Raw genomic sequence first — 12824 nt, forward strand, 5'->3', positions numbered from 1 at the left:
TGACGTCAGAGACGCGTTGCGCTATCGGCGTGCATCATGTTGCATATGATTAGCGCGGGTGCAAGGAAAGCGCCAATTAGTACGCCCATTTCCTCGTGCCTGCCCGTGTACCAGCCTTCCTTGTGTGTCATGTTCATCGTGCCGACGCATACCCCGTCGTACGCAATCGGAATGTTCAATATCGATCCGAGCCCCATGCTGGTCATCACCGCGTGGTCGTCGAATGCCTCCTGGATGCCTTGCGTCGTTTGCGCGCGAAATGGCTTGAGATCCTGCAATACCTGATTCGCCCACACAGTGCCGCGTTTTTTCTTACGGCCTCCGATTGGGTACACGTCCGGCATGTTTGTATAAACGCGTTCAACCTCCTCGCGCTGCGCGTCATAAGACATGATCGTGAAAAGGCCGAAGCCTATCGCGCTCGCCGCCAGGGCGTGAACCGCACGGAAAATCTCGTCGGGCTGATTTCCCTGCCGCATGACTGTTGCCAGTCGTTCGAGGTCTGAAATATCCAGCGTTTTCTGAACTGGCGATGCGGAATCGATCGGATTGCCTGGCATTATCTGTCTGTGTAGTTGGGACATCACGCACACTCAGCCGCGCAATTCGGTCGAGCTGAGCGGGACGGGCAAATCCTGCGGATGACCCGCAGCACTCTCCTCGATATCTTCGAGCGACCGGTTGCGGGTCTCGATACCGAGGAAGAACACCACGCAGGCCCCTATCAGCAAGACCGTGGTGGTCATTGCGAAAACGCCCAAAAATCCAAGCACCGGATAGACAAGGCCGACCAGAATGGGCGCGCTCACCGAGCCGATCCGGCCGAAAGATGAGGACGATCCCGTGCCGGTTGCTCGCACGGCGGTCGGAAAAACTTCAGGGGTGTACGCATACACGCCTGCGAACGCGCCGTTCATGAAGAACGACAGGCAAATGCCCGCCGCCATGATCTGTAAGCCGGTATGTGAGAACGCCAACGTGATCGCAGCAATGCCGCCCAACAGCATGTACGACGCCACCACGCCCTTTCGGCCGAGCCGTTCATTGAGCCATGCCGCCGTGAAATATCCGGGAATCTGTGCCCCGTAAATTGCGATCGAATAACCAAAGCTTTTCGTCATGGTGAGCCCCTCCTTGAGCAGCAGGCTCGGGATCCAGGAGAAAAACGAGTAATACGCGAACGCGACCGAGAACCACATCAGCCAGCTCACTGCGGTCGTACGCGCCAGTCGCGGCGACCACAGCGTCAGCACATTCTGTAACGCGTTCCCCTTCGCAGGCGCGGACGCAGGAGACATGGCGCCGAGGGATGCCACGGGTGCCAGACTGATACCCTTGCCTGCGAACCACGACTCGATTGTGCTCACGATGCCTTCCGCCTCAGCGACCCGCCCCTGGCTCTCAAGCCAGCGCGGCGATTCGGGCAAGGTTCTCCGCCACCAAAGGAGCATGACGACCGGCAGCGAAGTCGCCACCGCCAGATATCGCCAGCCTTCGGCAAAATTACGCACGACGGTGAAGCCGAGAATCGATGAACCCAGGTAGCCAAACGACATGAAGCCGACCAGCGCACCGCAAAAAATGCCCCGGTAACGCCGTGGCACGAACTCGGCCAGAAACGGCGCGATCACCACGGTCTCCGCGCCGGATCCAAAACCCGCGACAATGCGCAACGCGAAGAAAGTGTGCCAGTCGGTAGCGGTTGCGCTCGCGAGCGACGCGCAGCAATAGATTGCAAGCGCGCTCATCATGATGCGACGACGCCCGATTACATCCGCAAGCACACCCGACAGAAAGGCCCCAAAAAAATACCCGATGTAGGTGCTGCTCGCGACGAGCCCCGTCTCGGCACTCGTCAGATGCCATAGCTTGCTCACCACAGGTAGCAGGAATGCAAGCGACGACGAATCGAGTCCGTCGAACATGTAGCCCAAGCCGCCGATCAGCAGCAGCTTGCGATGAAAACCTGATAACGGCAGTCGCTCGAGTCGGGCGGCAATAGCAGACACAGCATGTTCTCCTGATGGAAACGGATACGATTTCCAGGCCGCGAAACTTATCGCCCGATTGCGTATGCCTGCATTTGACGCGGTGTTGCTGCGCCACGCATCAAACCGTTTCTGATCCCGACCGCGCAGACGCGTCCCAGCGACCAGGGCTCGGCCACGGTCAGGTCATGTCCACGCGCACGCAATGCGGCAAGCGTGTGTTCCGGAAAATTGGACTCGGCGGACATCTTGCCCAGTTGCATCGAACGCGGATAAAACGAGCCGGGGAAATGCGCCGTCTGGAACGAGGGCGAATCCACCGCAGCCTGAAAGTTCATGCCGGCATGCACGTGCCGGAGAAACAGCTGGATCGACCACTGATCCTGCTGGTCACCACCCGGCGTGCCGAACGCCGCATAGGGCCTGCCCTCGCGGGTAACGAGCGTGGGCGAGAGCGTCGTGCGAGGGCGGCGCCCCGGGCCGAGCGAGGACGGCAGATCCTCTTCCATCCAGAACATCTGCGCGCGCGTGGTCACGTTAAAGCCAAGACCGGGCACGGCCGGCGAGGCCTGCAGCCAGCCACCCGACGGAGTTGCCGAAACCATATTGCCCCAACGATCGACCACGTCGAGATGAACCGTATCGCCGCGCAATTCAGGCAGCGGCGCAAAGGTCGGTTCGCCCTGGCCGAAGCCGCCGGACTGTTGCTTTCCCGCGTTGGCCATGATCAGCGCGGCACGCTGTTCACTGTCGCCCAACGTGCCGGGGCGGAATTCGAACGACGCATGGCCGGGATCGATCAGCCGGCGGCGTTCGTCGTTGTAGGCGTCACTCAGAAGCACATCCATAGGCACATGCGCAAACGCGGGATCACCGTAAAACACCTCGCGATCGGCGAACGCGAGCTTTGAGCATTCGATTATCGTGTGTACGAAATCGGGGCCCATTGGGTCCATCGCACTGAGATCGAAACCCTTAAGGAGCGCGAGTTGCTGCAGGAACATCGGCCCCTGACCCCAGGGACCGGTCTTGTGAACGCGGAAGCCTTCGTAGTCGTAGGAAACCGGGTCTTCATACGACGGCTCCCAGCGCGCGAGATCATCCGCGTTGAGCAGACCGTAGTTGCGCTGACCCGACGTATCGAGAACGGCAGTTGACCGGAAGTACTTATCAATCGCTTCGGCCACGAATCCGCGATAGAAAACCTTGCGGGCAACTTCGCACTGCTCCGCACGATCACCGCGGGTATTCGCCTCCGTGAGAATGCGCCTGTACGACTGCGCAATCGCCGGATTGGCGAACAGCTGGTTCGGCATCGGCGCGTCGCCGTTGCGCAGCCATTGCTCCGCCGAAGTGGGCCATTCAGCCTTGAAGAAATCCTTGATTGCGAGGATCGACGACGTCATGCGCGGGAGTACCGGATAGCCGTTCTCCGCATAACCGATCGCGTAGCTCAGGACGTCTTCGAGCGGCAGTTGGCCATAGTCACGCAGCATGGCCATCCAGGCGCCAAATGCGCCAGGTACTACAGCAGGCAGCAAGCCCGTACCGGGAACGACTTCGAGACCCAGCTCACGCATGCGCGCTATCGTCATTCCCGCCGGCGTCACGCCCTGCCCGCACAGAACGCGAACGCGTTCTTCGCGCGCGCTGTAGAACACAACCGGCAACTCGCCGCCGGGACCATTCAAATGCGGCTCAACGATCTGCAGGACAAAGCCGGCAGCGGCTGCCGCATCGAACGCATTTCCCCCTTTCTCCAGAACGGCCATCGCCGACGCGCTCGCCAGCCAATGCGTGGAGGCCACCATGCCGAATGTGCCAATCAGCTCCGGGCGGGTTGTAAACGACATGCGCGACTCCTTTTGCGATGACCAGCGATTGGTTTTTTGCGAATCTTTTTTCGAACCAATCAGTATTGGTACAAATCCTATAAGCCAAGAGATTACGGCGAACATTGCCCGGTTGCACCAAGCGTTAACCCGAAATCATACATAAAATAGCAGATCAAAATAAACGGCGGATCTCACCCCGGTTGGTTCGACTATGGTAAATTCAGAACCAATAAATATTGGTTCAGGCAAAAGGCAATGGAAAATTCGATACTGGACAGGCTGCTGGACTATATTGCCGAGCATCAACTCAAGGATGGCGACGCACTGCCTCCTGAAAGAAAGCTCGCCGACGACCTCAATGTCAGCCGGAGAGAACTGCGTTCGTCGCTTGCTTCGCTGGAGGCATCAGGACGTGTATGGCGCGGCGTCGGTCGCGGCACCTATCTGGGTGCGAGACCATTGAAGTTCGCCCCGACGCTGCGCGGACTTCGGGCGGGCGCGAGTCCAGCAGACATCGCGGAAATGCGCCTGTTGTTCGAGCCGGCGCTCGCGCAGCTAGCCGCGACAAAAGCCAGTCGGGATGATTTGCTGGAACTTGAAAAATGCGCGCGGAAGAACGCCGCGGCAAAAAATGATGAAGAGTGGCAACAATGGGATCATCGATTCCATTTGCTGATCGGACAGGCCACCCGCAATCCCGCGCTCATCTCCTTGATGGAAGTGATCAACGGGATGCGCGTCAAACCCGACGTACGCGAGAAAACGTCAGCACAGGAAACACGCAGCTATTTCGCCGCGCAGCATCAGGAGATAGTCAGCGCCATGAAGGCGCGTGATGGCGAAGCCGCGGCTCGGTGTATGCGCGAGCACCTGCTGAGCGTTCAGTGGCGCGCGTCCGCCAAAAGCGACGAAGCGGCCCTGCGCCAGGAGTGAGGGGCAGGCGCACCATGCACGTCCTGCAGGTCTTGCAGATCCTGCAGGTCTGTCATCGATACCGATTGATCAGCTTACCGTACCCGAATCGACGTTTCTCTCGTCACTTCCCGTCGACCGAACGTCCCTCCGGCTCCGGGAGCTGAACAGGTTCACAAACTGCTCAAAACCCTGAATCGGCAGCGGCTTGCAAAAGAGGAACCCTTGATAGGCATGGCATCCTGCTACTGCCAGAAAATCTCGTTGCGCTTCAGTTTCGACGCCCTCGGCGATGACACCCAGGTTAAAACTTCGGGCAAGCGCAACGATCGTTCTCGCGATGTCCGCGTCGTTGGAGTCGACCAGAATGTCGCGCACGAACGAGCGGTCGATCTTTAACTGGTCCAACGGCAATCGTTTCAGGTACGACAGCGAAGAATAGCCCGTCCCGAAGTCATCCAGCGAGAAAGTCACGCCTCGCGCGCGAAGGGCGGTCATTTTTTCAATTATGTCCTGCACGTTCTCAACGAGAACACTCTCGGTCAACTCGAGCTTCAATCGGTCCGCTCTCGCCCCAGTCCGGTTGATGACTTCGAGCACACTGTCTACGAAGTCCGGCTCGCGAAATTGCCGGGCGCTGACGTTCACGGCCATAGACAGATGCGCCATCGATGGCCGCGTCGCCCATACGGCCAGCTGGGTGCATGCGGAGGCCAATACCGTTCGGCCCATCTCGAGAATCAGCCCGGACTCCTCAGCGAGCGGGATAAACTCGCCCGGCGGAATCAGGCCCCGCTCAGGATGCTCCCAGCGCACCAGCGCTTCCGCACCGGTTATGTGATTGCCGTCAACGACCTGCGCCTGATAGTGAAGAACAAACCGGTTCTCCTCGATCGCGTTGCGCAGCCCCACTTCCAGCTCGGCTCGCTTCAGCACCGCCGTCTGCATCGCAGGGTCGAAGAAGCACATGGCATTGCGGCCGCGCTCCTTCGATTTATACATGGCGAGATCGGCCTGCTTGAAAAGCTCGTCGGTAGACGTCTGCTCTCCATTGAATACGGTGACCCCTATGCTGGCGGTGCTTCGAAACTGCACACCGTTGAGTTCGTAGGCGCACCCCAGCACGGCGAGAATTTTTTCCCCCACCGCCACGGTTTCCATGGTCGCATCAGCCAGGTCCAGACTCAGATTGCCCAGCACGACAACGAACTCGTCACCTCCGACCCGGGCAACCGTGTCTCCCTCATTGACGCTACTCGACAGGCGATACGCGACCTGTCGAAGAAGCAGATCGCCCTTGTCGTGCCCAAGCGTATCGTTCAGCGTTTTGAAGTGGTCAAGATCGATGAACATGAGGGCGGCGCAGACCTTGTTCTGCCGGCTGGCGACCATCGACTGCCTCAGCCGGTCCAGAAGAAGCGCGCGATTGGGCAGGCGCGTCAGCGTGTCATAGAAGGCAAGTTCCCGGATCCTCTCCTCCGACTTCTTGCGCTCGGTGATATCGCGGCCGCTGGTCCGAAAACCGATGAAGTCGCCCCTCTGATTGCTGATCGGCACCCAGGAGACCGACAGCCAGAGGAGCGATCCATCCTTGCGCACGCAACGAAACTCGAGATCGTCGCCGCGAGAACCCTGAAGCCCCTTTTTAAATTCCGGCGCAACGCGCGGCATGTCTTCCGGGTGGATGAGCGTGCGGGCGAAATCAGGCATTGCCATACATTCGGTAACCGTATAGCCCGTGTAGTACTCAACCGAGGGATTGATCCAGCGAGGTTGGCCGTCCGGTCCCCACCAGATTTCCAGGTTCACCGTACAGTCGGCAATGGCGCGAAACTTCTCTTCGTTCTCGCGCAACTCCCGCGTCATCGCCGAAGCGAGACGCATGGCACGCTCCCGCCCTGTCACCATGAGCCAGGTCAGAAGCGCCAGCAGGAGGCTCAAGCCCGTGCCGGTTCCTGCGATCAACGCCTCCGCGTTGCGCCCCATCCGGGATCGAAACTCGTCGGAGGCGCTCATCGAGAGCATCCAGTCGTGTCCGTCCACAACCAGATATTCGTTTGCGGAGATAAGCGCGGGCGCATGCCGGTTGTTTGCATCTGACGTGCGATGCAACAGCGCTGCCTCCAACGGCTCCACGCCATCGTAAATGGCTAGCGAAATACCGGGGGGCTGTTCGCCGTAGAGACTGGCCATCACATCGTGCATCCGGAACGATGCATAGACCCAACCGACAATGTTCTCCCGACGCTGCGCAACGTTGTCCTGCGGTTTGCCGGCAGCGTAGATGGGCAGATACAGGATGAAGCCCGGCCTGGGATCCGCATCCATGTCGACCGAAAGGCGCACCTTTCCCGAGAGCACCGCGAGGCCGGAGTCGCGGGCTTTCTCCAACGCCGAGCGCCGCACCGGTTCGTTCCAGGCGTCAAAGCCAGGCGAGCTGCGTGCAAGGCCAACAAAGGGCTCGCGCTGAACGATCGGGGCATAGTCGTCGCGCAGCCCGTCGGGATGAATCGTGTAGCCTGGAACGCCGCTCTCGCGCATGTCCGCTATATGGGCCGCTTTGCGCGCCTCGGGCACCCATTCGACCACACCCACGGCGTGGACCCCGGAAAAGTTCGCGTCAAGATTGAGCGCGCTCACGTAGCGCCGGAACCTGCCGCGATCGAACTCTCCGTTCGCGGCAAACATGCTCTGCACGCCTCGCAGCATCAGCTCGTACGTCGCCATCCGCTGTTCGATGCGGCCTACCGCATCGCTCAGGGTGTAATCGAATTGCGTCTGAAATTCCTTGCGCGTCGCCTGACGTTCGTGATCCCACACTACCCAGGTCACACCAAGCGACGCGGTTAACACCAGCAACGGCAGCAGGACGGAGCGCAGCCGGATCACGGTGACGCCTTGAAGTTGACCATGGCATCGGCCAGTTCCGGCTTGAAGTACTTTTCGAAGATCCGGCGCACCGTTCCGTCAGCACGCATTTCGTCGACCAGCGCCCGCCACTTCTCACGCTCGGCGGCCGGGAGCGCTTTCTTCGACATGATCAGACCGTGCGGCACCGAAGGATCGTTAAACTCGACGATCGTCGTCACGTCGCGGATCTTTTTCTCATCCAGCGCGGGGTAATCGAAGGGCTCGATAATCATGCCCTGAATCTGTCGAAGAATAAGCGCCTGATAGAGCGGTTCGAGCCCGCCAGCCAGGCTTACCCGGTTTTCCGACGTCAGTCTGTCGACCAGTTCGTTGGCCGAAGCGCTGTAGCGGAAACTGCGGATCACGCCGAGCTGCGCGCGTTTATTGTTTTCGAAGTCCGCGACGTTCTGGATGCCGGCATCCTTGCGCACGAGCAGATAGTATTTATTGCTGAAGTACCACGCGAACGAAGCATACTGATTGCGTTCGTCATTCGCGATTCCAGAAAGACTGAAGTCGAGCGCGCCTGACTCGATCAGTTTCCAGATCCGCGCGCGTGACATCAGACTGACCTTGATCTGGCAACCGCTACGCCGGATCAACTCGTCGGCGAAATCCTTGTCGATACCGCTATCGGTATCGAGCGAATAGAGCAGCCCGTGGTCGTGCAATCCCAGCGTAAACGGCCGGGAACAATCCGGTCCGCCTGCGAACGCATTGCTGACAAAGCACACCGCAAACAGCACCCCGGCAAGCCAGTTTCGAATCACAACGCCTCCATAGCGGAACGACGCCCAGTTAAATTCTTATCGGTGATCACAATCTGACGGCCTGTTCAGTCAGGCTTTCTTTAAATATCTGACTTTTATCACACATTCCGGGAAGTTTTCCCGCCTCAACGCGTCGCCAATGTGCTGCGAGCCTGCAAGATTTTCTTCAGCAAAGCTTCCGTAGGCATTGTCGACACTATGTGGTCGTTTTTGAAGGCTGCTCCTGCCGATTTCTTGCCGTCTCGAATAGTTTCTCTTAAGGGAAAACCCGTATAATCGCCGGTCGAGAGGTCAGACAACTATAGGACACAATAGTGGTCGAGACCCTGGCCGCGCCCTGCCGCGCAGCGCCTACCTGACAAGCCCTTCTTTCCCAGCCCCGTGAATCCGACTGCGACTGCCCTGCCTTTCCGAAACGCCCTGCTCGCGATGCTCGGCATCGGCCTCGTCAACATGCTGGTCGCGCTCGACCAGACGGTCGTCAGCACCGCATTGCCCTCGATTGTCGCCGAACTGCATGGCTTCGAGTACTACGCATGGATCGCCAGCGCGTACCTCCTGGCGTCGGTGGTGACGGTCCCCGTATTCGGCCGTCTCGGCGACTATTTCGGCCGCAAGCGTTTCGTGATCGCCGCGGTCATCACGTTCACCGTGGCGTCGGTGCTTTGCGGCGTGGCGAACGACATGCTGTTCCTCGTCATCGCGCGCGGCCTGCAAGGTGTTGGCGGCGGGATGATGGTGGGCACGGCGTTCGCGTCGATCCCGGATCTTTTCCCCGATCCGCGCGCACGGGTGCGCTGGCAAGTGGTGATGGCGGCCGCCTACGGAATCGGCACCGCGGCGGGTCCGTCGCTCGGTGGCTGGATGAGCGAGCACTGGGGCTGGCGCTCCACCTTCCTGATCAACCTGCCGGTCGGCGCCGCGGCGCTCTATTTCATCTGGGCGCATCTGCCCAATTTCCGGCGTCCGCACGAGGGCGAAGTCAAGATCGACTGGCTCGGCGCGGCGCTGGTCGCCGCCGTGCTGGGCGGTCTGCAGGCTTTAATCGAAGCCGTGCCGAAAGACGGCCTGACGCCCGGCAACCTGGCGCTGGCGGCTTTCGTGATCGTGGGCGCCATTGCGTTGCTGGTGTGCGAGAAACGCGCCACGCATCCGATCATTCCGCTCGACCTGTTCAAGGACGCGCAACTCGTCACGCTCTTCGTACTCGGCTTCCTGTCCGGCTTCGTGATGTTCTCGCTGATCTTCTTCGCGCCGCTGCTGTTGCAAGGCGGTTTCGGACTGTCGCCGCAACAGGCCGGCCTGCTCGCGACGCCGATCGCCGCCTGCATCGCGCTCGGCAGTCTGCTGAATACGCGCATCGTCATTCATCTGAAGAAGCCCACACGGATTCTGTCGATCGGTTTCGCGCTGCTGCTGTTCGCGTCGATTGCGTTGGCGTTTGCCAATCCGGAGACACCGCACGTGTGGATCGAATTGCCGATGGCGGCCGTCGGCATCGGCCTGGGTTTCATCCTGAACAATCTGAATGTGTTCGGCCAGGAGATCGCCGGTCGTGAACGCTTCGGCATCACGACGGCGCTGCTGCAGTCCACGCGGATGGTGGGTGGGATGCTCGGCACCAGCATCGTGGCAACCGTGGTGCAGCACCACTATCGCAACGTGGTCACGCGCACGATGAGCGTGCTCGGCGAACCGGCCATATCGCAATGGCAGCCGCGTTTTGTCGATCTACGCATCCTGATCGATGAAGCGGTGCGCCAGAAACTGATTGCGGATATGAAGACGTCGGGGCTCAATACGCTGGCGTTGATCGACACGGCACGCGATGCAATGGTGCAGTCGATTCATATCGGTGTGTGGCTGACGGCAGTGGCGGCACTTGCGGCCGCACTGCTCGTGCAGCGCATCTCGCACGTTGTGTTTCGGCGGAGTTGAGGACGGCGAAAGCGCCGCCTCTACCTGCGCTGCTTATTGCACCGCTTATTGTGCTGCTCATTGCGCCGCTTATTGCACCGCTTATTGCCCAACCTATTGCACGCCGAGCTTCTTGATCAGCACGTCGAGTTGCGCCATTTCTTCTTCGGTCAGGTCGGTCAACGGTGCGCGCACCGGGCCTGCGCTGTGGCCGACCAGCTTCGCGCCGGCCTTCACGATACTCACCGCGTAGCCCTGGCGGCGGTTGCGGATCGCCAGATACGGCAGGAAGAATTCATCGATCAGCTTCCCGACGGTCGCGTGATCGTCCGCGGCAATCGCGCGATAGAAATCCATCGCGGTCTTCGGGATGAAGTTGAACACGGCTGACGAATACACCGGCACGCCCAGTGCCTTATACGCCGCGGCGTAGACTTCCGCGGTCGGCAGGCCGCCGAGATACGAGAAGCGGTCGCCAAGGCGGCGGCGAATCGTCACCATCGCTTCGATTTCGCCCACGCCGTCCTTGAAGCCGATCAGGTTCGGGCAACTGTCCGCGAGACGTTCGAGCATGTCCGCATTCAGCTTCGAATTCGCGCGGTTATAAACGATCACGCCGATGTTCTTCACGGCCTTGCAGACCTGCTCGACGTGCGCGGCAATCCCTTCCTGCGAAGCCTCGGTCAGATAGTGCGGCATCAGCAGCACGCCGCTCGCGCCGAGGCGTTCGGCTTCCTGCGCGTAGTCGATCGCCACGCGCGTCGGACCACCCGCGCCGGCAAGAATCGGCACCTTGCCTCGGCAGGTTTCAGTCGCCGTGCGAACCACGTTCGTGTAGTCGCTTTTCGTCAGCGAGAAAAATTCGCCCGTGCCGCCGGCAGCAAACAACGCCGTCGCACCATAGGGCGCGAGCCATTCGAGGCGCGCAGCATAGGTATCGGCGCGGAAATCGCCTTGTTCGTCGAAGTCGGTCACCGGAAAGGACAGCAGGCCTTCAGAAACGATCGCTTTGAGTTCTTGAGGTGAGGTCATAGCGTGAATAGTCGGTAAAAGCGGGCGGCTGCACGAAGCGCCGCTCAGATCATGAAGAAACTCAGCGCACCAGACATGGGCGCTTGTTATCGAACTTCCAGTTCGGAATCAGGTACTGCATGGCCACGCCGTCGTCGCGCGCGCCAAGACCATGCTGCAGATAGAGCGCGTGCGCCTTCTCGATCTCGTCCATATCCAGCTCGACACCGAGGCCGGCGGCCTGCGGTACCTTGACCTTGCCGCCGACGATCTGCAGCGGTTCGCGCGTCAGGCGCTGGCCGTCCTGCCAGATCCAGTGCGTGTCGATCGCCGTGATCTTGCCGGGCGCCGCAGCCGCGACATGCGTAAACATCGCGAGCGAAATGTCGAAGTGATTGTTCGAATGCGAGCCCCAGGTCAGGCCCCACTCGTTGCACATCTGCGCCACACGCACCGAGCCCTGCATGGTCCAGAAGTGCGGATCGGCAAGCGGGATATCCACGGACTGCAACTGGATCGCGTGACCCATCTGACGCCAGTCGGTCGCGATCATGTTGGTCGCCGTCGGCAAACCGGTCGCACGGCGGAATTCGGCCATCACCTCGCGGCCCGAGTAGCCGTTTTCCGCACCGCACGGATCTTCCGCGTAAGCCAGCACGTCGTGTTGATCGCGGCACAGGCGCACCGCTTCCGCGAGCGACCATGCGCCGTTCGGGTCGAGCGTGACGCGTGCATTGGGGAAGCGTTCAGCGAGCGCCGTCACCGCTTCGATTTCGGCGTCGCCGGGCAGCACGCCGCCCTTGAGCTTGAAATCGTTGAAGCCATAGCGCGCTTGCGCTGCCTCTGCAAGCCGCACCACCGCTTCGGGGGTCATGGCTTCTTCGGTACGCACGCGCTCCCAGTCGTCGCGCCCTTCCGCGCCACTGTCATAGGGCAGATCGGTTTTCTTGCGGTCGCCGATATAGAACAGGTAGCCGAGCATTTCCACTTCGTCGCGCTGCTGACCTTCGCCGAGTAGTGCCGCAACGGGAACGCCCAGATGCTGCCCGAGCAGATCGAGCAGCGCGGCTTCGAGCGCGGTCACTGCGTGAATAGTGGTGCGCAGGTCGAAAGTCTGCAAGCCGCGTCCGCCGGCGTCGCGGTCGGCGAACTGCGTGCGCGCCTTGTTCAGGATCGCTTGAAGATTGCCGATCGATTGACCGACCACCAGTGGACGCGCGTCGTCGATCGTCTTGCGGATGCTCTCGCCGCCCGGCACTTCGCCGACACCGGTATGGCCGGCGCTATCGCGCAGAATGACGATATTGCGCGTGAAGAACGGGCCATGCGCGCCGCTCAGATTCATCAGCATGCTGTCACGGCCGGCGACGGGCACGACGCGCAGCTCGGTCACGATCGGCGTAGCGTTCGATTGGGATGAGTTCGTGGACATGATAGTGGGACCAGGTTAGTGAATAAGCCGACTGGCGGCGGTCGATCGA

9 protein-coding genes are annotated in these 12824 nt (G+C 60.4%); 2 read left to right on the forward strand and 7 right to left on the reverse strand.

Features of this window, described 5'->3' with window-relative positions; translation table 11 throughout:
- Positions 1 to 5: 5 nt before the first annotated feature.
- Genes R8871_RS03195 through R8871_RS03205 form a run of 3 tightly spaced genes read right to left on the reverse strand, consistent with a single transcriptional unit; the run spans position 6 to position 3841 of the window.
- On the reverse strand, positions 6 to 560 hold the full coding sequence (locus R8871_RS03195) for a GAF domain-containing protein (protein ID WP_175049007.1): 555 nt from the start codon (positions 558 to 560) through the stop codon (positions 6 to 8).
- Positions 561 to 593: 33 nt separating this feature from the next.
- A complete protein-coding gene (locus R8871_RS03200) occupies positions 594 to 2009 on the reverse strand; it encodes an MFS transporter (RefSeq protein ID WP_175049008.1) in 1416 nt (471 codons plus the stop codon).
- Between the two features lie 47 nt (positions 2010 to 2056).
- Positions 2057 to 3841 (reverse strand): gamma-glutamyltransferase family protein, encoded by a 1785-nt coding sequence (locus tag R8871_RS03205; RefSeq protein ID WP_175049009.1) that lies wholly within the window; start codon positions 3839 to 3841, stop codon positions 2057 to 2059.
- A gap of 237 nt (positions 3842 to 4078) precedes the next feature.
- Here R8871_RS03205 and R8871_RS03210 point away from each other — a divergent pair, with 237 nt between their 5' ends.
- The gene (locus tag R8871_RS03210) at positions 4079 to 4756 is read left to right on the forward strand and encodes a FadR/GntR family transcriptional regulator (RefSeq protein ID WP_175049010.1); all 678 of its coding nucleotides are present in this window, start codon (positions 4079 to 4081) and stop codon (positions 4754 to 4756) included.
- Between the two features lie 69 nt (positions 4757 to 4825).
- On the opposite strand, the gene R8871_RS03215 is transcribed toward R8871_RS03210, so the two are convergent.
- The gene (locus R8871_RS03215; protein WP_175049011.1) at positions 4826 to 7624 is read right to left on the reverse strand and encodes a bifunctional diguanylate cyclase/phosphodiesterase; all 2799 of its coding nucleotides are present in this window, start codon (positions 7622 to 7624) and stop codon (positions 4826 to 4828) included.
- Complete coding sequence (locus tag R8871_RS03220; protein ID WP_175049012.1) at positions 7621 to 8415, reverse strand: substrate-binding periplasmic protein; 795 nt, start codon at positions 8413 to 8415, stop codon at positions 7621 to 7623. The genes R8871_RS03215 and R8871_RS03220 overlap by 4 nt, the downstream gene beginning before the upstream one ends.
- Before the next feature lie 429 nt (positions 8416 to 8844).
- Here R8871_RS03220 and R8871_RS03225 point away from each other — a divergent pair, with 429 nt between their 5' ends.
- The gene (locus tag R8871_RS03225) at positions 8845 to 10353 is read left to right on the forward strand and encodes an MFS transporter (RefSeq protein ID WP_175049966.1); all 1509 of its coding nucleotides are present in this window, start codon (positions 8845 to 8847) and stop codon (positions 10351 to 10353) included.
- 93 nt (positions 10354 to 10446) lie between these two features.
- On the opposite strand, the gene kdgD is transcribed toward R8871_RS03225, so the two are convergent.
- Both kdgD and gudD read right to left on the reverse strand, forming a co-directional pair.
- Positions 10447 to 11364 carry a 5-dehydro-4-deoxyglucarate dehydratase gene (gene kdgD, locus R8871_RS03230; protein WP_175049013.1) on the reverse strand — a complete coding sequence of 306 codons (918 nt, stop codon included), beginning with the start codon at positions 11362 to 11364 and terminating at the stop codon, positions 10447 to 10449.
- A gap of 61 nt (positions 11365 to 11425) precedes the next feature.
- Entirely contained in the window at positions 11426 to 12775 is a 1350-nt protein-coding gene (gudD, locus tag R8871_RS03235; RefSeq protein ID WP_154559212.1) for a glucarate dehydratase, read from the reverse strand.
- Positions 12776 to 12824 lie beyond the last annotated feature (49 nt).

The sequence above is a fragment of the Paraburkholderia sediminicola genome (assembly GCF_902859805.1).
In the GTDB taxonomy this organism is placed as follows: Bacteria; Pseudomonadota; Gammaproteobacteria; order Burkholderiales; family Burkholderiaceae; genus Paraburkholderia; species Paraburkholderia sediminicola.